Annotated in this window: 19 protein-coding genes; 1 reads left to right on the top strand and 18 read right to left on the bottom strand. The window is 64.8% G+C overall.

Annotation, left to right across the window (positions count from 1 at the left end):
* Nucleotides 1–83: 83 nt before the first annotated feature.
* The 16 genes from FOC40_RS05805 to aspS all read right to left on the bottom strand — a co-directional run bounded on the left by FOC40_RS05805 (nucleotide 84) and on the right by aspS (nucleotide 19,101).
* Nucleotides 84–776 (bottom strand): prepilin peptidase, encoded by a 693-nt coding sequence (locus FOC40_RS05805; protein WP_003796582.1) that lies wholly within the window; start codon nucleotides 774–776, stop codon nucleotides 84–86.
* On the bottom strand, nucleotides 773–1,642 hold the full coding sequence (locus FOC40_RS05800) for a shikimate dehydrogenase (RefSeq protein ID WP_003796580.1): 870 nt from the start codon (nucleotides 1,640–1,642) through the stop codon (nucleotides 773–775). The genes FOC40_RS05805 and FOC40_RS05800 overlap by 4 nt, the downstream gene beginning before the upstream one ends.
* Entirely contained in the window at nucleotides 1,639–3,075 is a 1,437-nt protein-coding gene (gene mltG / locus FOC40_RS05795) for an endolytic transglycosylase MltG (protein WP_231125979.1), read from the bottom strand. Before mltG ends, FOC40_RS05800 begins: the two co-directional genes overlap by 4 nt.
* Nucleotides 3,072–3,560, bottom strand: a complete 489-nt coding sequence (gene ruvX / locus FOC40_RS05790; RefSeq protein ID WP_003796575.1) for a Holliday junction resolvase RuvX — start codon at nucleotides 3,558–3,560, stop codon at nucleotides 3,072–3,074. Before ruvX ends, mltG begins: the two co-directional genes overlap by 4 nt.
* Complete coding sequence (alaS, locus tag FOC40_RS05785; protein WP_003796573.1) at nucleotides 3,557–6,265, bottom strand: alanine--tRNA ligase; 2,709 nt, start codon at nucleotides 6,263–6,265, stop codon at nucleotides 3,557–3,559. Before alaS ends, ruvX begins: the two co-directional genes overlap by 4 nt.
* Before the next feature lie 121 nt (nucleotides 6,266–6,386).
* Nucleotides 6,387–7,010, bottom strand: a complete 624-nt coding sequence (gene rpsD / locus FOC40_RS05780; RefSeq protein ID WP_003792491.1) for a 30S ribosomal protein S4 — start codon at nucleotides 7,008–7,010, stop codon at nucleotides 6,387–6,389.
* A 119-nt stretch (nucleotides 7,011–7,129) separates the two neighbouring features.
* Nucleotides 7,130–8,473, bottom strand: a complete 1,344-nt coding sequence (locus tag FOC40_RS05775; RefSeq protein WP_003796571.1) for a replication-associated recombination protein A — start codon at nucleotides 8,471–8,473, stop codon at nucleotides 7,130–7,132.
* Between the two features lie 10 nt (nucleotides 8,474–8,483).
* Nucleotides 8,484–9,776: a hypothetical protein gene (locus tag FOC40_RS05770; protein WP_003796570.1), complete on the bottom strand. Its 1,293-nt coding sequence runs from the start codon at nucleotides 9,774–9,776 to the stop codon at nucleotides 8,484–8,486.
* Between the two features lie 205 nt (nucleotides 9,777–9,981).
* Nucleotides 9,982–11,091 (bottom strand): hypothetical protein, encoded by a 1,110-nt coding sequence (locus tag FOC40_RS05765; protein WP_231125978.1) that lies wholly within the window; start codon nucleotides 11,089–11,091, stop codon nucleotides 9,982–9,984.
* Between the two features lie 330 nt (nucleotides 11,092–11,421).
* Nucleotides 11,422–12,216 carry an ABC transporter ATP-binding protein gene (locus FOC40_RS05755; RefSeq protein ID WP_003796564.1) on the bottom strand — a complete coding sequence of 265 codons (795 nt, stop codon included), beginning with the start codon at nucleotides 12,214–12,216 and terminating at the stop codon, nucleotides 11,422–11,424.
* On the bottom strand, nucleotides 12,213–13,262 hold the full coding sequence (locus tag FOC40_RS05750) for a FecCD family ABC transporter permease (protein WP_003796562.1): 1,050 nt from the start codon (nucleotides 13,260–13,262) through the stop codon (nucleotides 12,213–12,215). The genes FOC40_RS05755 and FOC40_RS05750 overlap by 4 nt, the downstream gene beginning before the upstream one ends.
* Nucleotides 13,259–14,254, bottom strand: a complete 996-nt coding sequence (locus FOC40_RS05745) for a FecCD family ABC transporter permease (RefSeq protein ID WP_003796560.1) — start codon at nucleotides 14,252–14,254, stop codon at nucleotides 13,259–13,261. Before FOC40_RS05745 ends, FOC40_RS05750 begins: the two co-directional genes overlap by 4 nt.
* A gap of 35 nt (nucleotides 14,255–14,289) precedes the next feature.
* Entirely contained in the window at nucleotides 14,290–15,327 is a 1,038-nt protein-coding gene (locus FOC40_RS05740) for an ABC transporter substrate-binding protein (protein ID WP_003796558.1), read from the bottom strand.
* A 90-nt stretch (nucleotides 15,328–15,417) separates the two neighbouring features.
* Entirely contained in the window at nucleotides 15,418–16,599 is a 1,182-nt protein-coding gene (locus tag FOC40_RS05735; RefSeq protein ID WP_003796555.1) for an enterochelin esterase domain-containing protein, read from the bottom strand.
* Nucleotides 16,600–16,603: 4 nt separating this feature from the next.
* Nucleotides 16,604–17,221, bottom strand: a complete 618-nt coding sequence (locus tag FOC40_RS05730) for an L-threonylcarbamoyladenylate synthase (protein ID WP_003796553.1) — start codon at nucleotides 17,219–17,221, stop codon at nucleotides 16,604–16,606.
* A 74-nt stretch (nucleotides 17,222–17,295) separates the two neighbouring features.
* Complete coding sequence (gene aspS, locus FOC40_RS05725; RefSeq protein WP_196773338.1) at nucleotides 17,296–19,101, bottom strand: aspartate--tRNA ligase; 1,806 nt, start codon at nucleotides 19,099–19,101, stop codon at nucleotides 17,296–17,298.
* A 102-nt stretch (nucleotides 19,102–19,203) separates the two neighbouring features.
* On the opposite strand from aspS, the gene FOC40_RS05720 reads away from it, so the two are divergent.
* Entirely contained in the window at nucleotides 19,204–20,616 is a 1,413-nt protein-coding gene (locus FOC40_RS05720; RefSeq protein ID WP_196773337.1) for an MFS transporter, read from the top strand.
* Here the strand turns inward: FOC40_RS05720 and FOC40_RS05715 are convergent.
* Nucleotides 20,604–22,772, bottom strand: a complete 2,169-nt coding sequence (locus tag FOC40_RS05715) for a DEAD/DEAH box helicase (RefSeq protein WP_003796549.1) — start codon at nucleotides 22,770–22,772, stop codon at nucleotides 20,604–20,606. The genes FOC40_RS05720 and FOC40_RS05715 overlap by 13 nt on opposite strands.
* Before the next feature lie 230 nt (nucleotides 22,773–23,002).
* A complete protein-coding gene (locus FOC40_RS05710; protein WP_003796546.1) occupies nucleotides 23,003–24,571 on the bottom strand; it encodes a GTPase in 1,569 nt (522 codons plus the stop codon).
* Between the last annotated feature and the right edge of the window lie 8 nt (nucleotides 24,572–24,579).

The raw sequence follows: 24,579 nt of genomic DNA, 5'->3' as shown, positions 1-24,579 counted from the left end.
GCGTCGAAATACTCACCGCTCTATTGTCCCATCCGGACGCGCACTCGTCCCGGCGTGGTCCACGATAAGACCTGCGCTGATCCCTACAGCCAGTCGGGGACAACGCCCCATGCGATGGTGCCAACGAGCGCTGCCCCGATCATCCAGGGGCCCATCGGAACGCGTGTTTTCGTGCCAGCGGATCCGACGACGATCTTCCACAGTGCCGCGACGCCCGCGGACACGAAGGAGAGCGCGAGGGCAAAAAACGCAGCGTGCAGTCCCACGGAACCGACCAATGCTCCCAACACCGGAGCCAGCTTGACGTCACCACCGCCCATCCCGCCGGGCAAGCGATTCAACAATGCAATCGGCACGAACCAAATAAGCGCACCGATGAGCGCGCCGAGGAGGCGTTCCTGCCACAGCGGTGAAATCACGCCGCCGACGATCACACCGAGGACGACACCGATGCCCATTGCGACCGTGTACGCGTTGGGCAACCGATGGGTACGAGCATCGACGTAAGCGCTCAGCGCGCCGATCATCGCAACCGTCATCACACCGGGCATACCGGGACGCATCTGCGCCGCGACAAAGAAGATTGCTCCGACGATACCCGCGCTCCACACGATCGCATTGCGTGTGAGGGGCTTTTGCGTCGCTTCGATGAAGTAGCGGCGCTGAATCTTCCATCCCGACCGCCACAGCCAGGAAAGAACGACGATCCAGGTGAGAAAACCTGAGATCAAAGACAGATCGGTGCTCAGCCACGACGGCAGCCACGTCACGATCACGAGGCAGCTCCTCCCCCACTCGCCCGTGCACGCCGAGCAAGTTCCGCCTCCAGAGCGCCACGCATGACATCGGTCTTCGGGCTGCGCCCCGTCATGAGCTGTACCTGCGCTGCCGCCTGGAAGATGAGCATGTCGGTACCTTCGGCAACGATGCCGCCGTTCCTTTCGAAGGCGCTGCGCAGCGCCGTCTCGCGAGGAGAGTAGACAACGTCAAGGAGAACCTGGCCCTCGCGAACTGTCATCTCCTCGGCAAGCGAGTCAGCAACGCCAGCGGGCAGCGTCGAAATCACGAGGTCAGCACCGCTGACGGCACGAAGAACCGCACCGCGATCCGACCAGAGCACCTGTTCGATACTGACGCCCAGTCGAGAGGATGCAGCGACGACGGAACCGGGTCCCCCGAAACGGCGCGCGGCGACGGTGGAGGTCACAATGCCAAGCTCACCGAGGGCGGCGAGCGCAGACGAGGCCGTGGCTCGCGCCCCGAGCACGACGGCACTTGTCGGGAGCGCTCGGTCCGCCTGCGAGCACGCGCGCCGAATCGCCGACGCGATCCCCGTGACATCCGTGTTGAAGCCGGCAAGTACGCCGAAGGAAGGAACCACCGTGTTGACGGCACCAACTCCAATGGCAAGCGGATCGATCGCGTCCAGGAGCGGAATGATCGCCTGCTTGCAGGGCATCGTGACCGACAGACCGCGGAAGGACTCGTCCAACCCTGAGATGAACTCGGGCAGGCTCGCCCCATCGTGCTCGATGCGGCGGTACTCCCATCCCACAATTCCGAGGTCTTCCCATGCCGCCCGGTGGATCACCGGGGACAGGGAGTGCTCAATCGGGGAACCGATGACACCTGCCCACATCATGACGCGGTGCAGACCTTCGGGTTTGCGGCGCAGTACGCCTTGAACTGTTCGCGGTTCTTCTCCTGTTCCTCGAGAGTCGAGGCAAACAGGGTCTCACCCGTATCCAGGTTGACGGTCACAAAGTACAGCCAGTTGCCCTCAGCAGGGTTCAGGACTGCCTTGATCGCCTTCTCGTTCGGCTGTCCAATCGGGGTCGGAGGCAGACCTGCGTGCAGGCGCGTGTTGTAGGGATTGTCGTTGTCCAGGTCCGCCTGGTCCGGAACACCGCTGGTCTTTCCGACGCCGTACAGGACGGTCGAGTCCATGCCGAGGTAGCCCTTCGTCTCACCGTTCGTGTCGGCGAGGCGATTCTCGATGACGCGAGCGACCATCGGCATGTACTTGTCGATGTTCATTTCACCATCCACGATCGACGCCTTAATCAGGACGGTCTGCCGATCCGCGGGGGCAACGCCGAGACGATCAAGCTCATCGACGGTTCCCTTCACCATCCGCGCGATGACGGTCGTCGGGGTGTCATCCTCGGAGACCTCGTAGGAACCGGGCAGCAGCCATCCTTCGGCGTTTCCGCCAGCCTCAGACGGCAGGCCGATCGCTTCCGTGTCGGCGAAAGCAGCGTCCACCTGTTCCTCGGTGACGCCCATGATGTCGACGATCCGCTTCTTGACCTCGGACATCTTCTGACCCGACGTGATCGTAATCGTCGAATCGACGCGGTTCGTCTCGTCCAGCAGGCCTGCGAGCGCACCGGCGGCGCTCATCTGTTGCTTCAGGCGGTACGTACCGGGACGAATCGACATCGATGCCGGCGTCTTCTCGAACTGACGCACGAAGGCTCCGACGGACTTTACGACGCCGGCATCCACGAGCGTCTGGCCGATATCACGACCGGAGGAATTCTCTGCGATCGTCACCTCGACCGAGCCGGTGCCCGGCCCGGGGAAGTCATCCGATGCAGTCGTCGACGAGTTAAAGAGCTGATCGTAGGCGACGTAGCTGGCACCGGCCAGCAGGCCAAGCACCAGAACGATGATGAAGAAGGAACGCACCCGACGGCGGCGCTTGCGCTTGCGCGCCGCTCGTCGTTCGCTGGCAAGGCGGCGAGAACGCATGCCCGTGGTCTCAGAAGGCGATTCTGCTCGCAGCGCTGCACTGCGCTGACGCAGCGCCGCACCGGACACGCGAGGCATCGCGCCCGTATCCGTCACCTCGTCGAAAGAGGGAAGTGTGCGCTCACCCCGCGCCGTTGCCGCAACGGGCGCCACGGCCTCGTCACGAGAGGAACCTCCGCGCAAGTCGGTTCCCTGAGCGGGCATCGCAGTCGCGTCCTGCGATGCATGCTGCTCGTGTAGCTCGGCATCCGAATAGACCTTTCGCTCGCCGGAATGAATCTCTCGACGAGAACGGAAGGGGTAAGGGGGAGGCGTACTCATGCGTGCGCTCCTTCACTTGGTTCGAGGATGATTTCCTCACCGGGAGCTCGACCGCCCATGCGCTCGAGCTCAAGTGCCTGTTCCAAAATAATCTGCGCCGCGACCTGGTCGATGACGCTGCGATGCTCGATCTCAGGAATCCCGGATGCGCGAAGACGCGCGTGCGCCTGGTTGGACGTCATACGTTCGTCGACCATCGCCACACGAACATCGGGAACAAGCTTCTTAATGCGGCGCGCATACTTACGCGCCCCCTTCGCTGAGATCCCCTCTCCCCCACGCAAGTGCCGAGGAAGTCCAACGATCACTTCGATCGCGTCGTAGCTACGTACAATGTCGGCAAGGCGATCAAGATCGGACAGATCGGGAGCCCTGTGAAGGGTTTCGACGGGCATCGTGAGAATGCCGTCGGGGTCGCACCGGCTGACGCCGACACGCACGGTGCCGACGTCCACGCCGATACGAATCCCCCGACGAATGCTCACAGAGCCTCGATTTCCTTGCGGATCGCGTCAATCGCATCGGCAAGACCCTCAGGCTTGGTGCCGCCGCCCTGGGCGATGTCGTCACGGCCACCGCCGCCACCGCCCATGTGCTTGCCGACGGCGCGAACCAGCGCACCGGCTTTCACCGATGCCTCGCGCGCTGCCTCATTCGTCGCGACGACCAGCGACGGCTTGCCGCCGACGACGCCACCGAGGGCAACGACAGTCCCGCGATCATTGCCGAGGCGGTCGCGCACGTCGAGCGCGAGGGTACGCAGAGCGTCCGCGGACGGCATCTCACCAACTGCAGAGGCGACGACGGTCACGGGACCGATAGCCTTCGCGGAAGCTGCCAGATCGGCGCCCTGGCTCAGAGCCTGTGCCGTACGGACCTTCTCGAGCTCCTTCTCGGACTCGCGCAGCTTGGCCAGCAGCGACTCAATGCGCTCGGGCAGTTCATCTGCGCGGCCGCCCACGAGCTGGGAGAGCTGGTTGACAAGCGCATGTTCCTTGGCCTGGAACTCGTATGCGCCGTCGCCCACCAGGGCGTCGATACGACGCACGCCCGAGCCGACGGATCCCTCGGAGAGCACCGTGATGCGGCCGATGTGACCGGTCGTGGGCACGTGGGTGCCACCGCACAGCTCACGGTCGAACCCATCACCGATGGTGACGACGCGAACCTCGGAACCGTACTTCTCACCAAACAATGCGATCGCGCCGGCTTCCCGCGCGGCATCGATACTCATGACCTCGGTGGTCACGGCCAGATCCTCGGCAAGCTTCTCGTTGACGAGAGCCTCAATGTCGCTCAGCTGCGAGCCCTCAAGAGCGGACCCATGGCGGAAGTCGAAACGCAGACGCGACGGCGAGTTCTCCGAACCCGCCTGGGTGAGGTCCTCCGACACGACGTTACGCAGGCCCGCGTACACCATGTGGGTCGCGGTGTGAGCACGCGCAATGGCGAGACGACGCTCGCCGTCGATCTCGGCGTACGCCTTCTCGCCCACCGTCATGCCGCCCTCGGTGAGGGTGCCACGGTGTACGCTCAGGCCACGAATCGGTGCCTGGACGTCGTGGACCTCGACAACACCGCCACCTGCAAGGCGAATGGTGCCGTGGTCGGCGAGCTGGCCACCCATCTCAGCATAGAACGGAGTGCGATCGAGGATAACCTCAACTTCGGCGGGAGCACTGGCAGCCGGAGCCGCCACACCATCGACAAGCAAAGCCTCAACGGTGGCCTCAGCAGCCTGCTCCGTGTAGCCCAGGAACGTCGAGCCGCCGCCCATCGCCTTCTCAATGTCATGGAATACGCGAACGTCGGTGTGCCCGGTCTTCTTCGAGCGAGCGTCGGCGCGTGCACGCTCCTTCTGCTCGGCCATCAGAGTGCGGAAACCCTCCTCGTCGACCGACACGCCCTGTTCGGCGGCCATCTCGAGGGTCAGATCGATCGGGAAACCGTAGGTGTCGTGCAGCGAGAATGCCGACGCACCAGAAATCACGGGGGCGCCCTTCGATTCCTTCGCCGTTGCAACCGCCGCATCCAGGATCGTCGTGCCGGCGCTGAGGGTACGACGGAACGCATCTTCCTCCGCGTAAGCGACTTCGGAGATCGTCTTCCAGTTGATCTCCAGCTCGGGATACGACGCCTTCATCGCGTCCTTCGACGCCGTCAGCAGCGTCGGCATGGTTGCCTCGTCGACGCCGAGCAGACGCATCGAGCGAACGGCACGGCGGATAAGGCGGCGCAGCACGTAGCCGCGGCCATCGTTGCCGGGACGCACTCCGTCGCCAATCAGCATGAGAGAGGACCGCACGTGGTCAGCGACGACGCGCATGCGCACGTCGTCGTCATAGGCGGCGCCGGCCTCAGGGCCCGCGGCGCCCAGACCGTAACGCTTACCGCTCATCTGCATGGCGGCCTCGATGACGGGGAAGACCTCGTCGATCTCGTACATGTTGGGCTTGTCCTGCATGACGAAAGCCAGACGCTCCAGGCCGGCGCCCGTATCGATCGCCTTCTTGTCCAGCTCACCCAGCAGCGGGTAGTCCTTGCCGGAACCCTCACCGCGCATGTACTGGTCGAAGACCAGGTTCCACACCTCGAGGTAGCGGTCACCACCCGGGTCGACGGTACCGCCCACGGCCTCGGGGCCGTATTCGGGACCGCGGTCGTAGTGCCACTCGGCACACGGACCCGCGGGGCCGGGCTGGCCCGTGTCCCAGAAGTTCTCCTCGCGCGGCAGGCGCACGATGTGCTTGGGATCCATGCCGATCTGCTTCGTCAGCACACCGAAAGCCTCGTCGTCCTGATCCCACAGGGTCACCCAGAAGCGATCACCATCGAGGCCGTACTTGCCCTCGTCGCGCGAGCCGGTCAGCAGCTCCCACGCGTAGTTAATCGCACCTTCCTTAAAGTAATCGCCGAAGGAGAAGTTGCCGTTCATCTGGAAGAACGTGCCGTGACGGGTCGTCTTACCGACGTTGTCGATGTCGTTCGTGCGAATGCACTTCTGCACCGACGCAGCTCGCGGCCACGGCGCGGGCTCAACGCCCGTAATGTAGGGGATGAACGGAACCATGCCCGCGATCGTGAACAGAATCGAAGGCTCCGGAGAGACGAGAGAAACGGAAGGACGAATCTCATGACCCTGCTTCTCGAAGTAGTCGAGCCAGCGGGTGCGGATTTCAGACGTACGCATAGTGCCCCATGTTAGTCGGTATCCACCCGTTGCGGCACATCGGCACGCGAAAGCGGACAGTGGGATACATGAAATAACTGCGCCCCCAAGCCGAAGCTCGGGGGCGCAGGAAAGACGAGCGTCAGCGCGAGTAGTGCTCGACGACCATCTGGACGTCGACGGTCACGGGGACCTCAGCGCGCTTGGGGCGACGCACCAGGGTCGCCTTGAGGCGGGACAGCTCGACATCCAGGTACTCGGGGACGGCGGGCAGCACGTCCCGGTGAATACCCTCAGCGGCGATCTCGAAGGGAACCGTAGTCTGCGACTTCGGCTTGACCTGCAGGGTCTGGCCGGGCTTCACGCGGAACGAGGGGCGGTCGACGATCTTGCCGTCAACGAGGATGTGACGGTGCACGACGAACTGGCGGGCCTGCTGGATGGTGCGGGCGAAGCCAGCGCGCAGGACGAGGGAGTCGAGACGCATCTCGAGCAGCTCGACCAGGTTCTCACCGGTCAGGCCGGCGGTGCGACGGGCCTCTTCGAAGGCGCGGCGCAGCTGCGACTCACGGATACCGTACTGCGCGCGCAGACGCTGCTTTTCCTTCAGACGAACGGCGTAGTCGGAGTCCTGGCGGCGACGGGTGCGGCCGTGCTCACCGGGGCCGTAGGGGCGCTTCTCGAAGTAGCGGACGGCCTTGGGGGTCAGAGCCAGACCGAGGGCGCGGGACTCGCGCACCTGCTTGCGGGAACGATTCGTTGCCATGTTTCTTCTTCCTGTTTCTCATGTCATGCCGGGATTCCCGGCATGGGGCCAACTCCAGGATCACGTCGGTCCGTCGGCTAAGGCCCCAGGTGCCCGCTGGTGCGGACAACTGTTCCATCCTAGCGTCTTTTCAGCAGATTGCGAATCACACCGAGCCGCTTCGTGAGCATCGCCTCATGTCCGTTCTCGGTTGGCTCATAGTAACGGGTGCCTTCCAGGTCGTCGGGGAGGTACTGCTGCGCGGCGACATGGTGCGGCTGATCGTGCGCGTAGAGGTATCCGTCGCCATGGCCCAGAGTTTTCGCACCGGCATAGTGCGCGTCGCGCAAATGTTCGGGCACCGCTCCCCCACGTCCGGCGCGCACGTCAGCGATCGCGCGATCAATCGCCAGGTACGTCGCATTCGACTTCGGGGCTGTCGCCACGGCGACAACCGCCTGGGCGAGCAGGAGACGCGCCTCGGGCATACCGATGAGCGTGACGCCCTGCGCGACACTCACACACGTCGTGAGAACCTCGGGAGCCGCCATCCCAATTTCCTCAGATGCCGCGATCATGATGCGCCGCGCGATAAAGCGCGGATCCTCCCCGGCCTCGATCATGCGGGCGAGATAGTGCAGTGAGGCGTCCACGTCGGACCCGCGCATCGACTTAATGAACGCGCTCGCGACATCGTAGTGTTGGTCCTTGCTCCATCGAACGAGCGCCTGATTCGCCGCAGCCTCGACGCTCGCGACAGTGATCTCGCCAGAGCCGTCATCACTGGCAACGCCTGCCGCCGCCTCGAGGAGAGTCAACGACTTACGTGCATCCGAACCCGCCAGGCGCACGAGGCCGGCCACGGCCTCGTCCGTGATCGAGAAACGCCGCGCGAGACCCCGTTCATCGGCCAGCGCACGGCGGATCAGCCCCTCGATTGCATCAGAATCCAGGGGGCGCAACGTCAAGAGGAGGGAACGCGAGAGCAGCGGCGAAATAACAGAGAAGGACGGATTCTCAGTCGTTGCCGCGACGAGCACAACCCAGCGATTCTCAACCGCCGGAAGCAGCGAATCCTGCTGTGACTTAGAAAAGCGATGCACCTCGTCGACGAACAGAATCGTCTCTTGTCCCCCGCTCGCGAGGGTTCGGCGCGCATCATCCACCACGCGCCGGACGTCGCTCACCCCGGAGGAAACTGCGGACAGCTCAACGAAACGTCGCCCCGACGCGCGCGCAATCAGATAAGCGAGGGTCGTCTTACCCGTGCCCGGCGGGCCCCACAGCACCACTGAGGAAACGGCGACACCGTCACTCGAACCAGGGGACAGGAGGCGGCGCAGCGGCGCCCCCTCGCCGAGCAAGTGAGACTGTCCAACAACCTCATCGAGGGTCGTCGGGCGCATACGAACGGCGAGGGGCGCGCCCGCGTTGAAAGCAGGCACGCCCGACTCGTCGACAGATTCAGAATCAAACAGATCCATGAAACCTAGCTTAGGACAGAGTGACTCCACTCGAGGAAGAGCCGATCTTAGGACCGGAGAGAACCTGGACGACCACGAGGCCGCCGAGGATCAGCATGCAGGCACCGGCACCGAGCAGGTATCCGTTGAGTCCCTCGGACTCATCTCCAGCGAGCGAGGAGGACAACATCTCCGCGTGAAGCTTCACGGCGCCCGATGCGTCAACCGACGAACCGTTCGCTGCTGCACCGACGGCGGAAGCAACCTTAAATTCGGCCCATCCAACGAGCTCGTGCGAGCGGTTTGCAACAACGACCTTGTACTCACCGGTCGGCAGACCCGTGAGATCCATGGTGACCTTGTTGGAATCCTCGACCTGCAGCCAGCGTGCCTCGCCGGTCTGCATGATGTTGGCGCTCACCCAGTCGCCGGCGGCAGCCTTATCCGACGGCACGTTGATCGTCAGCAGGCCGGCCGTGAAGGCTGCGCTGACACCACCCTTATTCGAGTCGTTGAGCTGGGACACGTCGCTAATCGGCGAGACGGGGGTCTCAGACGGCTGCGAAGCGGTCGCAGAAGCGGACGGGGTGGGCGTGGGGGACGCGCTCTCGGAGGGAGTCGGGCTCGGGCGCACGGCCGGCAGCTGCGGATCGTCGGGCAGCGGCGCGGGAGCGACGGAAGGCTCCGTCGTGGGTTCAACGACCGGGTCCGGTGCGGGCGCCGGAGCAGGATCAGCGCTCGGCTCGCTCGTCGGAGCGGGCTCGGGGTCTGTCGTGGGGGCAGGCTCGGCCGTCGGTTCGTCCGTGCGGGCGGGCGAAGCCGCCGGATCTACGGTGGGAGCGGGTGTCGGATCGTCGATGTTATCCGTGTACGGCGTGTAGATGCTCACTGTGCCGTAGATAGGGTTGGGCTCGACGCCCGAAGAATCACTGCGGTAGAACACGACGGTAATCGTGTGGGTCTCCCCGGGCAGCCACTTCACGCCCTCAACGTTGTTCGTGCCGTCTGGCACAGGCGCATGGATATACGAATCCTTCAACGACTGAGCGGCCCACAGATCAGGGGCCGAAGGCGTCACCGTCTCGCCGTCGCGCTTGAAAGTCGGACGAGTGAGTGGAGTGACACCCCCATGATCGAGGATGAGTCCCCAGTACCCGGTTTCGGCGAACTCGGCCGCGAAGTCAGCATTGTTCGCGATATTGACCTGGATATCATCCCCCGCCCGAAGGGCGTAGTGCGGTACTGCGTCATCCGCACGCGCAGCAAAACCGGGGATGGCGAGACCGATGCCCGCAAACAGGAACAGTGCCATGAGCAGGCTCATGATTCGACTGCGACCGACGAAGCTCCGAGCGGCTATGGCAGACGATGCTCGTCCGTGCTGCATACCGTTCTCCTTAGTGACTTAATCCGCAGAAACTATTGTATCGGATCAAGAGTAACAGGCGTAACGCACGAATGCTAAATCCCAACACACACCGTGCGGTTAATGCACATACTCCCAGTGCGTCGCCGCAGGTGTGCGAGCTTTAGCGCAGCAGTCCGTGCGAGCGGCGGACAATGCTGACCGTCACGATTGCTCCGAGAAGGGCAAGGAGACCGCCACCAGCGAGGATCCAGCCATTCAGGCGAGACTCCTGTTCGCGAACAGCCTGGTTCATGGCCTGCTGCTCCGAATGAGCCTTGGGGCCGATCTGCGAAGCAGACACGCTCTCCTGCTCCGTGGACGGGGAGGGGGACGGGGCGTCAGCGTTCGAACCAGCGCCACCGCTACCACTCGAAGAAGATCCGTTGCCGCCGGAGGAAAACGCAGACGAGGCCGATGCGGAGGGCGTCGGCGTCACCGACGAGCGCAAGGTATCCGATGCATCTGCTGAGGGGGTTTCGCGAGGGGACGGCGATGCAGCCACAGTCGAGGGGGCACTGACTGCCGCATCGCTTGCCGCATCGTGAGAAGCGTCATCGGTCAGGTCAAAATCGGGCTTCGCGGCATTATCAGCCGCATTGTCCGCGGGAGACTCCGTCGGCCCGTCGGTCGCCACGTCAGAAGTTGCATGGCCATCAGGCTCCGTCGACGGCTCATCCGCAGGCTGATTCGACGGCTCATCAGTGGGCTCAACCGAAGCATCGTCGGTCGGAGTCAGCGAGCACGCATGCGCCTGCTCACCGGCCTCCACGACCATCACAGACACCTGCACGTAGGTGCCGGTCACGCCATCGCCAATCATGATCGAGTGCTCCGAGCCGACCGTCCAGGTCGACGGCAACTCAATATCAGCGCTAAATTCGCCGGTCGTCGACACTTCTGCAACGCTCCACGCAGCCTTATTACGCTGAACAGACGTGGGAACCCAGGCGGGAAGGGCGACACCATCGGGTCGGACTTCCTGCCCATCGTCGAGCGTGACGATAACAAAACCGCGAGACGCCTCAGTGCTGGGACCCCAGCCAGCCCCCTCCACATGAAGCGGAGATCCGACTGGGACGACCGACGAAACGACGATGGATGCACCCTCATCAACAGCGGTGAGACACTGTCCGCCCACACCGACAACTCCGTCAACACTGTATGCGGGCTGCGCAGCGACAAACACTCCACCAACGATGGAAGCAGAGGCGGTCAGAGCCAGTAGAGGCATGCGCAGCCCCCTACCGTGCGATCGCATCTGCGTTGTCATCTGTGTCCTTCTCCATCTCGACGGGATGTCGTGCGCTAATTGGCTTCACCACGCCCAGAATCAATATGTCAGTGTCCGAGTAACCACTAGCTATGAACACCATCCTATTGCCTGACACCTATTCTACAATTGCGAACAACAAGCAAATTACCGGAACATGCAGTCAAAACACGTTTTTATCGGGAAATATCAGCCTTCTACCAACTTGTTGTGACTTATATTATCCAACAATCATAGGACTGCGTGACCCACCGGTCAACATTTGAGATATTGGGGATCACAACACACGGGTCATCGAGTCGGAATCACCAGCGGCGATCCAGTCTCAGGGTCGTCAATGATCCTGCACGGCACACTGAAAACGCGTTCGACAAGGTCTGCCGTCACAACGTCGTGCGGCGCCCCCTGAGCCACGATCTCACCGTTCTTCATGAACACGAGGTGCGTCGCGTAGCGGAATGCCAGATGCAGGTCGTGCAACACGGCGACGACCGTCGTGCCTGCACGCTGCAGGCGCTCCGCCAGGCGCAACACCTCGAGTTGATGATTCAGATCCAGGTAGGTCGTTGGCTCATCCAACAGCAGAATCTCAGTAGACTGAGCCAGCGCCATCGCTATCCATACGCGCTGGCGCTGCCCACCAGAAAGCTCCCCAACGCGACGCCCCGCCAAAGGCGCGACCCCTGCGTCTTCCATCGCTCGCGCCACGGCCTCGTCATCCTCACGACTCCACTGACGCAGGAGTGACTGGTAGGGGTACCGCCCACGTGCTACTAAGTCCTCAACGAGCATGTCGCCCGGAGCGACGGACGACTGGGCGAGTAGGCCAAGTCGGCGCGCAAGCGCCTTCTGGTTGATGTTCGCGACGCTACGCCCATCGAGTTCCACCACACCAGAGCGCACATCAAGGACACGCGCCAGCGAACGCAGAAGCGTCGATTTCCCGCACGCATTGGGGCCGACAATGACCGTGAGCTCCCCAGCGAGCACGTCCAGGGATAATCCTTCCAGAATCGGATCGTTTTTCCCATAGCCGACGACGATGTCCCGAGCACTAAGCCCCTGCCTCGTAACGATCTCAGTCACGATCTCACCTCACGAATCAACAACCACAGAAGGTACAGGCCTCCGACGACGCCGGTCACGACGCCAACGGGAAGCTCGGCCGGAGCGACGAGCCTCTGTGCGCACACGTCTGAGACCAGCACAAGAAGAGCACCGACGATGGCGGAGGAGGCAAATCCGACTCCCCCAGCCGCGCACAGCCGATGCGCGACGTGCGGAGCCGCCAGAGCAACGAAGGCGACTGGCCCAGCGACCGCAGTCGCGGACGCAACAAGCAAAATGGCGACGACAATGAGGAGCATGCGGGTCTGACGCACTCTGACGCCAAGCCCTGTCGCGATGTCATCGCCCATCGCGACGAGACCGAGGGGAACCGCACAGATGGCACACACCGCAACGACACCGGCGATCACGATCAGCAGAGGCGTCAGACGCGCGATGGTGACGCCCGAGAATGAGCCAGCGCTCCACAGCTGCGCACGCTGGGCCGCCTCCAGAGGCGCCTTGACGATGAGCAGCGAATTGACCGCCCGCAAGGCCGCCGAACATCCGATTCCCACGAGGACGACGCGGATTCCCGTCACTCGCATGCCTCCCGCGCACGCGAGGATGAACGCGCCCGAGGCGAGTCCACCGAGCAAGGCGCCGATTCCTGTGACGGCGGGGCTCGAGCCCATAATAATGATGGCAATCAGAGCGCCGGTCGCGCACCCCGTGGACAGGCCGACGATGTCGGGGCTACCGAGCGGATTGCCCGAGATCGTCTGGAAGATACGCCCGGCGATTCCAAGCGCTGCACCAACAGCCACCGCCGCGAGCATACGCGGCAGGCGCACGGACTGGACGAAGTAGACGCCCAAAAAGTCATCCCGAGGCCCACCGTCTCCGAGGAGACGACGGAATGAATCGGCGGCGCTGAGCCCGTAGTCACCGAGAGTGAGCGAATAGACCGCCAATGCACACAGAAGAGCGAATCCGATGAGCACGACGGCGGCGCTGCGCCGGTGCACGCGCACCGACACGCGACGCAGCGAGACAATTGTGTAGCGCGACGGAGCTGGCCTCATGACATGCCCTTTCCGCGCGACCCTATGATAAAGAACGGCGCACCGATCAAAGCGACGATAACGCCAACGGGAACCTCGGAAGGCGCCAGCACAAGGCGCGAGACAACATCGGCAGCGCACACCCACGCGGCACCGACGATCAGCGACCACAGCGCAATCGCCCCCTGCCGAGCACCCACAACGCGTCGCACCAATAGCGGAACCGCGAGACCCACAAAGGTTAGCGGCCCACCAAGCGCCGTCGCCCCGCCAGCCAGAGCCGTGACGGCCACGACGCCGAGACTGCGAATGAGGCGCACACGCACACCGAGGCTCACCGCGGTGTCCTCACCGATAGCGAGGACCCCAAGAGCCGAGGAGATCAGGGCAGCAACCACGCCGCCGCATGCGATGACTGCCCCGGCGGCAGCCACGGAGCCCATGTCGACGCCCTCTAATGATCCCGACGCCCAATATCGGAATTCGTTAAACGCAAACTGATTCGCCGCGAGGACCGCCTGGGTCAGCGATGCGAGCGCAGCCGATACGGCAATGCCCGCCAGGGCAAGGCGTGATCGAGAGCCTCCCCCGCTCCCCGACATAGCGAAGACGAGACCTGCCGCGACCACCGCACCGATGAGAGAAGCGCCCAGCGTCGACGTGCGAGTGGCGACGCCACTCGCGGCCGTCACCGTCACAACAAGGAAGGCGGCACCGGCGTTGATGCCGAGGACGCCAGGATCGGCAAGAGGATTTCTTGTCATCGCTTGCATGATCGAACCTGCCAACCCCAGCGCTCCGCCAATGACGAGCGCGGCGAGCGTACGGGGAACACGCAGTTGCGTGACCACCTGGGCGTCCTGACTGCTTCCCCCGTTCACGAGAGCGTCCCACACGACGTCGGGAGCAATCTGGCGCGAACCCAGAGCGAGGGACGCGAGTGTGACGGCGGCAAGCACCAGCGTCGCCACTGCACAAGCAATGGCGACGCTGGTGATGCGACGGGTAGTCATGTTAGGTCATCAACCCGGGGTGCCCTGTTACGAACTCAGGAAGCCGGGACGAACTGGGCCTCGATGCTCGAGACGATGCCGTCCATGAGGAGGTAACCGCCAGTCGAGGTCCACAGGGAGCCGTCGACGGGGATCACGTGATTCGCCTTCACGGCGCCGAGGGAGTCGAAGCCGACGGTGGCCTTCGCCTCTTCGAGGGCTGCAGCCGAGGCCTCGACGCCTGTGTTACCACCGGCGGAGGGGTTGTTCACCGAGGCCTTGCCCAGCGTGCCGAAGAAGATCCAGTCCGCGTCGATCTGGTCGATGTTCTCGAGGGAGACCGGCTCCGAGTGGCCTTCACCGTCACGGTCCTGGTTTGCGGGACGCTTCATGCCGAGCGCGGTGAGAGCCTGGCCGGCGGGCAGCTCCTTGAGGATGAGGCCAGCGCTGTCACCCTGCCAACGCACGACCGAGTAGGTCTGATCGAGGTAGCCGGCGTCCTTCAGGCGTGCACTCACGGACGCCACATGCTGGTCGAATTCCGCGAGCTTGGCCTCAGCCTGGTCGGCAACGCCGAGCGCGTCAGCCGTCAGAGTGAAGGTCTCGCGCCAGTCGCCGCCCTTCTGAGTCGTGAAGAAGACGGGTGCGATCTGAGCCAGCGCGGTCAGCGTCTCGGTGTCATTGTTCTTCACCGATGTGCCGTCGACGAGGATGAGATCCGGGTGTGCCGCACCGATGGCCTCAAGGTTCGGAGTGCCAATGGAGCCCAGGATCGGGATATCGCCCGCGCGTTCAACGAGATAGTTGGGGACCGTCTGCTGGCCGCGGCCGGAGACGACACCGATCGGGGTCACGCCCAGGGCGAGCGCGTTGTCGGTCGTCGGCTCAGAGAGCGTGACGACGCGGCTGGGGTGCGACGGCAGGGTCACTTCCTGACCGGATGCGTCGGTGACGGTGCGCGTCGCGGAGGTTTCGGAGGTCGCGGAGGCCTCGGGGGACGAGGCCGGGGCGGGCTGGTTGGACGAGCATGCCCCCAGGGCAAGAGCGGTCAGAGCGACGCCGACGATGGCGCGAATTCGCGTCGACAGGTGCACGAGTGCCTCAATTCAGTCGATAGGTTAACTGGCATAGGTAAGCCTAACCTAAAGCTCCGGCTGGGGCTATGATTGTCTCACTAATGGTCGTCATGGGCGAGCCCACCATTCATCGAGGGCCCGCACAAGACCCTCACGCCACCACGCCACATCATGCCCGCTGCGATAGTGGTCGACCTCAACGGCTGCTCCCAGGCCCTGCAGGAGCTGCGCGCAGTCATCCACAACGGGTCGCATCGTCTGTTCCAGCGTCCCCACCTGTAGACGTAGGTGCACATCCCTGCGCGGCCTGACGCTCCCGGTGCGAAGGTCGCCCATCAGCGTCCCTTCGCCAACTCCTCGTTGCTCTCCTCCCCACCACAGGGACGGAGACTGGGCGACCGCACAATCGAGGGAAAGATCACTGCGCAGCGCCGCTTCCAACACAGCCAGACCGCCGTAGGACTGGCCCGCGACCATCACAGGCCCCACCCCAGTCTCGTCGCACACTGCCTGCAGCAGAGCACCGACGCGATCCGCATCGGTCAACTCCGCCTCGCGCTCGTCCAGATCTCCCGCGTCGATTGTCACGACGCGCAGGCCGGGATAGCGCCGAGGCAACCAGCCAACGCCGTTGCCCCGCCAGATCTCGCCGTCGAAGAGGATCAGCGTGCACGTCGGATCCGCCTCGCCGTCATACATCACGATCCGGCGCTGCCGTGTTTGCCCCAGCCGGGCATCGATACGCGCGCCAATCTCATGTTCACGCGCCGGACGCATCTCGGGAGCAGACAGATCCTGCGACGGCCACACCACCCGCGCGTCGGGCCCAACAAAGAGTGAGGCTGCGGCACCGCGCCCATTCACGACCCTGAGCGGATTCGACGAATCGGGGCGAGCATCCTCAAGGAAGCGAATCCACTCCCCCATGTCCGTACCCACGCTGGGGTCGAGGCCCGACGGCCCGACGATCACCTTCTGGTAGCTGAGGATCGCATCCGCGGGAAGAGCACACACGAGCGCCCGAGCGTCCGACCGCCCAGGCCCTATCGACATGCAAAAGTCGTCGAGGTGCTCGCGCGCCCGATCCGTAATCGTGTTGAGGATGACGTAGCAATCAGCCGCAGCCTGGGCGCCCCACTGGAAGGTCACGCGAACGGCGTCGACCCCATCGACGACGAGCCGAGGCCCGACGATCGGAAGCCCGTCGGCGTAACGATAGACGCCGTCCGACGCCTCCCAGCGCAGCCGGCAGAAACCGGTGCGCGAAAAAGCCGTCTGCTCGAATGCCACGCGATCAGTCGAAGAGCGAAATATCGCCCGCACCGACGCGGGCGACGACAGCGTCCCCACCAGCAAAGTCAATGACCGTGGTCGGCTCCGCGACGCCCACGGGCCCCACAACCACCAGATCAACCTGGTGACCGATGCGATCATCCACGTCAAAACCGTCGGTCAGCGGCTCTTCCTCGCCCGGCATGATGAGCGTCGAACAGGCCAGGGGCTCACCCAGCGCCTCGACGATCGCCTGCGTAATGACATGATCGGGGATGCGCACGCCCACCGTGTGCTTCTTCTTGTTCAGCATGATGCGCGGGACCTCCTTGGTCCCCCGCAGGATGAACGTGTAGGGTCCGGGGGTGAGCGCCTTCATGGTGCGGAACTCGTGATTATCGATGATCACGAGCTCACCCAGCTGCGCAAACGAGTGACACAGCAACGAGAAGTTGTGCTTGTCATCGAGCTTACGGATGGCACGGATTGTGTCCATACCCGCCTTGTTGCCCGCCTTCGTGGCGATCGCGTAGCCGGAGTCGGTAGGCAGCGCGATCGTGCCGCCGCGTTCCAGCAGGTCAACGACCGTATTGACCAAACGTGCCTGCGGATTCTCAGGGTGCATCTCGACGTACGACATGTACCCATTGTGCACGAAACCCCCACCAGTCGGTAACCGATGGGGGTTCCGTGGACAAAGTCACGGACGGGAGATCACTTGTCCGATTCTTCGGATGCTTCCTCGCCGCGCTTCTTCGGCTTCGCGTCGACGCCGGCTTCCTTACGCTGCGCGGGCGTAATCGGGGCCGGGGCCTCGGTCAGCGGGTCGAAACCGCCGCCGGACTTCGGGAAGGCGATGACGTCGCGGATCGAGTCGGACTTCGTCAGCAGGGAGACGATGCGGTCCCAACCGAAAGCAACACCACCGTGCGGCGGGGCGCCGTACTTGAAGGCGTCGAGCAGGAAGCCGAACTGCGTCTGGGCTTCCTCCTCACCAATGCCCATCACGTTGAACACGCGGTTCTGGATGTCGCGGCGGTGGATACGGATGGAGCCGCCGCCGATCTCATTGCCGTTACAGACGATGTCGTAGGCGTAGGCCAGAGCGTTGCCCGGGTCCTTGTCGAAGGAGTCAACCCACTCGGGCTTGGGCGAGGTGAACGCGTGGTGGACGGCGGTCCAGGCGCTGTGGCCCAGCGCGACGTCACCCTCGGCCTCGGCGTCGCCGGTGGGTTTGAAGAGCGGAGCGTCGACGACCCAGGTGAAGGCCCAGGCGTCGGGGTCGATGAGGTCGCAGCGCTTGCCGATCTCGAGGCGAGCCGCGCCGAGCAGCTCACGCGACGGCGTCGGCTTGCCGGCGGCGAAGAAGATGCAGTCACCGGGGTTGGCGCCGGTGGCGGCAGCCAGGCCCTCACGCTCGGCCTCGGTAATGTTCTTCGCGACGGGGCCGCCCAGCGTGCCGTCCTCGGCGATCGTGACGTAAGCAAGGCCCTTGGCACCGCGTGCCTTGGCCCACTCCTGCCACTTGTCGAAGGTACGACGTGGCTGCGACCCGCCACCGGGCATGACAACGGCGCCCACGTAGGGGGCCTGGAACACGCGGAAGGTCGTGTCCTTGAAGTACTCGGTGAGCTCGGTGAGCTCGAGGCCGAAGCGCAGGTCGGGCTTATCCGAGCCGTAGCGCTCCATCGCGTCCTTGTAGGTCATGCGCGGGATCGGCGTGGACAGGTCGTAGCCGATGAGCGCCCACACGTTCTTCAGGACGTCCTCAGCGACCTCAATGACGTCGTCCTGGTCCACGAAGCTCATCTCGATGTCGAGCTGGGTGAACTCGGGCTGACGGTCAGCGCGGAAGTCCTCGTCGCGGTAGCATCGCGCAATCTGGAAGTAGCGCTCCATGCCGGCCACCATGAGCAGCTGCTTGAAGAGCTGGGGCGACTGAGGCAGGGCGTACCAGGAACCGGGCGATAGACGCGCGGGGACGATGAAGTCGCGGGCGCCCTCGGGGGTCGACCGGGTCAAAGTCGGGGTCTCGATCTCGACGAAGTCGCGGGCGTAGAGCGCCTCACGGGCAGCGCGGGAGACCTTCGAGCGCAGGCGGATCGCGTACTGCTCGGGCTCGCGACGCAGGTCGAGGTAGCGGTACTTCAGGCGGGTTTCCTCGCCCACGTTGCCGGAATCTTCAGCATTGGAGGACACCTGGAACGGCAGAGGCGCGCTGGTGTTCAGAATTTCGATGTCGTCACCCATCACCTCAATGGCGCCGGTGGCCAGGTGCGGGTTTTCGTTGCCCTCGGGGCGAGCGCAGACCTCGCCGGTGACCTTCAGGACGAACTCGGAGCGCAGCTCGTGGGCGACACGCTCGTCGCGGACGACAACCTGGGCGATGCCGGACGCGTCGCGCAGGTCGATGAACGCCACGCCACCGTGGTCACGACGACGATCCACCCAACCGGTGAGCGTCACGGTCTGGCCGACCAGATCGGTGCCGAGGGTTCCAATGTTGTGAGTGCGAAGCACTGTGATTCCTTTCGTAGTTACCATCCGCGAGACAGGCGGCGGCAGTGTCATTGTACGCCTGCCTTCCGAAGAGTCGCGCGTGCCGCGAGTACGATAGTGAACATGCCAACCGCCGGTTCCTCCTCCCCCGCCCGATCGTCCTGGACACCGTCCGAAATTGGCTTGGCCATCGGCTCGGTTCTCCTCATTACCCTCGTGGCCTTCGAGGAGCTCGCCGCCACGACAATCATGCCTGCGGTCGTCGAATCTTTCGATGCAGCCGCGTGGTATCCGATCGCCTCGGGCGCGGCGTTGGCGACGCAGCTGAGCGCCACCGTGGTCGCGGGCGCGCTGGCGGATTGGAAGGGCCCCCGTTTTGTCCTACTCGCGGGATTGGTTCTTTTCGCCATTGGTTTGGTGGTGTGCGCCGCAGGCACAAACGTGGTCGTGTTCGTTATCGGCCGCGCGCTTCAGGGGCTCAGCGGAGGCCTCCTCATTGTCCCGCTCTACGTCCTCGTCGGAGCAGTTGCTTCCCCCCATCACCGTCCCTCGTTCTTTGCGTCTTTCTCGTTGGCGTGGGTTCTCCCCTCGCTGGTCGGCCCCGCGATCGCAGGCCACATGACCCAGGAGTGGGGCTGGCGCTACGTCTTCGGCGTCGTTCCGCTCTTCGTTGCGGTCGCGGCGCTCCCCATCGCCTACGTCCTGCGCTCGATCCCGACTGCACAGGGCCAGCGCTCCCCCGTGCTCGCGTCCCTCTCGCGAGACGCCGGGCTTGTCGGAATTGGCGTCATGCTGCTCCAGCTTGCGGGCGCCCTGTCCTCGCCCTTCGCGCAGTTCGCGGTCTTCGCCCTCGGCGCGTGTATCACTGCCTGGGCGCTGCCCCGCCTCCTGCCGCGCGGAACGTTCATGTCCCGCCGCGGCATGCCCTCTGCGATCCTTGCAAGGTTGAGCGCACTGGCCTCACAGGTCGGTCTCGCCGTCATGATCCCGCTCATCCTCCAGCGCGTGCACGGCTGGTCCGAGGCATCCTCTGCCTGGTGGGTCACCCTCGGGTCGATCACATGGTCAATTGGCGCGGTCGGCCAGGCACGCGTTCACGATGCGCACCCGCGCCGCCGGCTCCCGGTCATCGGCGGAACACTCATGGCGATCGGAGCGATCCCCATCGGAGCGCTCCTGTTCCCCTCGATCCCCGTGTGGGTGGCCCTCATCGGCTGGCTGCTCGTCGGCCTCGGAGTCGGTCTCGTTCACGCTCCCCTGTCCGTCATGGCACTCGAGGTTACCCCCGAGGCCAAGCACGGGCGCGTGGCCTCTTGGCTGCAGGTCGCCGATTCGGCGGGCCCTGCCCTCGAACTCGCCCTCGTGTCCGTCGCCATGAGCGCGTGGGCCGCCACCGCCACGGTGGGCGGGGCGGCCTACGCTCCCTATTGGGTGATTGCTGCTGTGCTTGCGATCCTCACCGTGGTCGCGGTGACGCGGCTGCGTCCCTCATCGGAACGCATCACGGGTGAGGCAGCTAGCGCTCAGTCGTCGTAACGGCGCTTGCCGAAGTGGCGGCGTCCGCCGTCGCGGCTTCCGTCGCGGTCCCAACCGCCGTCGCGGCCGCCCTCGCGTTCGCGGCGGGCGCGCTTGATGTCCTTCTCCCAGCGCTCGGTGCGAACGCTGCGGCGCGGACGCGATCCGTCGCCCTTTTCGAAGCGGTGCGGACGCTTCTCATCACGGTCCCCGAAACGGTCCTCGCGATCACCGTAGCCACCGCGTCCTCGGTTATCTCGGTCGAAGTCGCGGCGCTCACGGCGCTCGAAACCGTCGCGGTCGCCGTGAGAGCGGCCGCCGGGGCCCTCGTCCACGCGGATGCACAGCTGACGGCCCGACACGTATCCCTTGGAGATACGGGACAGCTGCTCGCTGGACAGGTCCGCGGTGATGTCGACCAGTGAGAAGGTTGGGTAGATCTCGATGTTGCCGATGTCGCGGCCGTCGATGCCGCCCTCGCCAGCAATGGCGCCAACGATAGAGCCGGGCTTGACACGGTCCTTCTTGCCCACCTCAATGCGGTAGCGGGTACCGGAGCCGGGTGCCGGGCGACCGCCCGCGCGACGACGAGCACCGTTCGCGCCGCCCTTGAGCGGGCGGTCCTTATCACGCCCAGCCTCGAAAGTGGCGCCGACGAACTCACCGGACTCGTCCAGCTGTTCCTCGCGGCGGATCTTGCCGTTGCCACGGCGGTCTTTCTCGACGCGCGGGGCCGGGCCTTCGTCGCCGACGGCCGTCGCCATGAGGGCGGCGGCGATGTCCTCGACGGAGATCTCATCGCCGAGGTCGGCGAGCAGACGCTTGTACATGTCGAGACGGCCGCGCTCGATACGAGCGGACAGGCCCTCAAGCAGGCGGCTCGCGCGGAATTCGGAGACGGCTGCAGGCGAGGGAATCTCGACCTCTTCCATCTCGGTGCCCGTCAGCTTCTCGATGCGGCGCAGACGACCGTGCTCACGCGGGGTGAAGAACGTCAGCGCGCGGCCCTCACGGCCCGCACGGCCGGTGCGACCGATGCGGTGGACGTAGGCCTCGGGCTCACGCGGAACGTCGAAGTTAACGACGAGGGAGATACGTTCGACGTCGAGGCCTCGGGCGGCCACGTCGGTCGCGACCAGCACGTCGAGCGAGCCGTTCTTAAGGCGCTCGACCATGCGCTCGCGCTCGGTCTGAGCGACGTCGCCGGAAATGCCGGCTGCACGGAATCCACGGCTCGAGAGCTCCAACGACACCTCTTCGACATCGGCGCGCGTGCGCACGAAGACGATCGCGGCGTCAGCCTCTTCCTGGCCTTCCTTGATGTGCTGGGCGCGGGTAGCCAGTACGCGCGAAAGCGCACCGATCTTGTGTTTGTAGGGCACCACCGCGTAGGTCTGGTGGATGGTGTCGACCGTCGAGGACTCGGTGGAAACCGCGACCTTGACCGGATCCTTCAGGTGCTCGCGGGCAACCTTCTCAATGGCCGCGGGCATCGTCGCGCTGAACAGCGCGGTCAGTCGATCATCCGGGGCGCTCGACGCAATCGTCTCGACGTCCTCAGCGAAGCCCATACGCAGCATTTCGTCGGCCTCGTCGAGGACCAGCATGCGCACGTGCGACAGATCGAGGGCGCCCTTCTCGATGAGGTCAATGACGCGACCCGGGGTGCCGACGACGACCTGTGCTCCTCGCTTGAGCGCGCCGATCTGCGGGCCGTAGGGCGAGCCACCATAGACGGGGACGACGTCGAGGCGGGCCGTACGTGCGGCGAAATCCTCGATCGCTTGGGCACTCTGCATCGCGAGCTCGCGGGTGGGGGCCAGGACGAGAGCCTGCACGTTGCGCTCGTCCGCGTCAACAATCGCTAGGAGCGGCAGACCGAATGCAGCGGTCTTTCCGGTACCCGTCTGGGCGATGCCGACGACGTCGCGCAGCTCCAGCAGCGGAGGGATGGCGGCGGCCTGAATCGGGGTGGGGACGCGGAATCCCATATCGGTGACAGCCGCGAGGATCTCCTCGGGCAGGCCGAGGCTCGCGAAGGTCACAGTGTCCGTGTCCTCCTCGTCCGCGTGGTCATCACCGAACTCACGAGCGTCGTCGAGGTCGTCAATATCGTCGGCAATCGCCGTCATCTCGCGCTCGTCGTCAGCGCGTTCCATGAAATCGTCAGAGGGCATAATTCATCCTTGCGTGGTGCAATCGGTGTCAGCAAAACCATCGGGGCGGGCCTACTCGGCTCCTCGGCGCGGCCTCACCCATAACAACAAATCCCGCATCCCGCGGGCACCATAACAAGGGGCAGCGCCTCATCGCTACAACCAGCATACCCTCGCAGGCGGCTGACAGAGGCGCGTGGTCGGCGAACTCACTGTCAGCGAATCGTCCGCCCATTGCGGCGGGACGACACTCAGACGGGCAGGCGAGCGAGGAACGAGGCGATCGTCACCTGCCGATTGTCCTCGGAACGCAGGGGAGCAACGACGAGTCGATCGACCGCATCGCGGCACAATCCCCGCAGGTCACGCATCACGACACGTCGACGGCGCGATGCAGCCCACCGGGCGAGTGCTCGGCTCGCACACGCGCAGAGCACCGTGATCAACAGGCACAGCGCGACCAGGGCCGTCGGAAGCGGAATCGGCCCGAGCGCGGGGACCCGAACATCGATGAGGACAGCCCTGCCCAGGTGCACGAGGACGATCCACGCGACACCTACGACAACGCCGAGCCACGCGAGCAGCTGCGCACGACCCAGCGCACGACACAGCGCCGGGGCTCCGGTCGAGACGCGAATGTGCTCCGCAACCTCACGGTGCGCTGCGTCCGGGACCTCTCGCGCCCCGCAGAGCGCACGCTCGACCAGCGCCGCACGCCAACGGGCGGGACGCCCCTGCGCGCGCTCCCCAATCGCCCCCCGAACGGCGTTGACGAAAGCAGCTTCGTCGGAGGCGGACCGAGTCGGCAACGTCGGAGTCGTCGCCCCCTCGGCACGCGACTCATCATCCAGATGCAGGCGGCGCAGCGGGTCCACACCCGTACGCGCTAGCCAGCGCAACGGCAGCCAGCCGCCCGCCCGGCGTCCAGCTCGCAGCGTCGAGTCAGCCACGGCCTCGGCAATGATCGGAGCACCCGCGAGGTCGGCGGCCGTGCCAGCCAACTCGGCGGCCAGGCCATCGGTCTCGAGGCCTCGGACCGTTCCGGTCAGTTCCAAGGACTCGCGCAGTATCCGGGAGGCCTCTCGCAGCGCAGCACGCGCGCGCGACGCCTGGCGTGAGACCCGCTCGGCCTCGCGCGTCAGGTGCTTGATGAGCGTGCGCATGCCTTCACCCGTCGTCGCCGATACCGCGAAAACCTCGGCATCAGCCATGCCACGGTCACTCAGCAGACGATGCAGATCCTGCTCGATCGCATCACGCTCGGGCAAGGAAATGGTATCGATGTGCGTCAGGACGACCGTCACCGAGGCATGCGACGAGCGCAGGCGCACCAGCCACTCGTCGTGCAGACGCGCGTCCGCGTACTTCTGCGGGTTGACGACAACGAAGAGCGCGTCGACGCGCGACGCCAGACGATCGGCGATGTCCGCATGACGGGCATCAACCGAATCAATGTCCGGCAAATCAACGACGACAGTGTCGCCAGGCAGCGCTTGCGGCGCCTCCACCCGACGACCGATATCCAGCCACCCCAGCAATTCCTGCGGTTCTCGGCCTCGCGGCAGCACGGCGCATGCCTCGTTCGTCGTGGGGCGCCGAACACCCGCAGTGACGACCTCTCCACCGCTCAGCGCGTTGACGAGGGAGGACTTGCCGGCACCCGTACCTCCCAGCATGCCGATAACGCACCAGGACGGGTCGACCTCACTGCGTTCGGCGGTCACATCAATGAGATCGCGAATGTGCGCAAGAGTCTGCTGATCGAGGTCCGGTGCTGCCAGGGTGCACATCTCGTCAAGCTGCTGGGCAGCCGATGCCACGGGGTTCG

This window comes from Schaalia odontolytica (genome assembly GCF_009730335.1).
GTDB lineage: Bacteria > Actinomycetota > Actinomycetes > Actinomycetales > Actinomycetaceae > Pauljensenia > Pauljensenia dentiphila.
This window is presented reverse-complemented; position numbering and strand designations above follow the sequence as displayed.

What these genes read in the sequence shown, in the direction of transcription:
- FOC40_RS05800 (WP_003796580.1), bottom strand. Translation starts at nt 1,642, where the DNA reads ATGATGTGGGCAGGTGTCATCGGTTCCCCGATTGAGCACTCCCTGTCC.
- FOC40_RS05730 (WP_003796553.1), bottom strand. Translation starts at nt 17,221, where the DNA reads ATGTCGTACGTCGAGATGCACCCTGAGAATCCGCAGGCACGTTTGGTC.
- FOC40_RS05750 (WP_003796562.1), bottom strand. Translation starts at nt 13,262, where the DNA reads ATGAGGCCAGCTCCGTCGCGCTACACAATTGTCTCGCTGCGTCGCGTG.
- FOC40_RS05765 (WP_231125978.1), bottom strand. Translation starts at nt 11,091, where the DNA reads ATGCCTCTACTGGCTCTGACCGCCTCTGCTTCCATCGTTGGTGGAGTG.
- FOC40_RS05715 (WP_003796549.1), bottom strand. Translation starts at nt 22,772, where the DNA reads ATGCCCTCTGACGATTTCATGGAACGCGCTGACGACGAGCGCGAGATG.
- FOC40_RS05775 (WP_003796571.1), bottom strand. Translation starts at nt 8,473, where the DNA reads ATGGATCTGTTTGATTCTGAATCTGTCGACGAGTCGGGCGTGCCTGCT.
- FOC40_RS05745 (WP_003796560.1), bottom strand. Translation starts at nt 14,254, where the DNA reads ATGACTACCCGTCGCATCACCAGCGTCGCCATTGCTTGTGCAGTGGCG.
- FOC40_RS05720 (WP_196773337.1), top strand. Translation starts at nt 19,204, where the DNA reads ATGCCAACCGCCGGTTCCTCCTCCCCCGCCCGATCGTCCTGGACACCG.
- mltG (WP_231125979.1), bottom strand. Translation starts at nt 3,075, where the DNA reads ATGAGTACGCCTCCCCCTTACCCCTTCCGTTCTCGTCGAGAGATTCAT.
- rpsD (WP_003792491.1), bottom strand. Translation starts at nt 7,010, where the DNA reads ATGGCAACGAATCGTTCCCGCAAGCAGGTGCGCGAGTCCCGCGCCCTC.
- alaS (WP_003796573.1), bottom strand. Translation starts at nt 6,265, where the DNA reads ATGCGTACGTCTGAAATCCGCACCCGCTGGCTCGACTACTTCGAGAAG.
- FOC40_RS05770 (WP_003796570.1), bottom strand. Translation starts at nt 9,776, where the DNA reads ATGAGCCTGCTCATGGCACTGTTCCTGTTTGCGGGCATCGGTCTCGCC.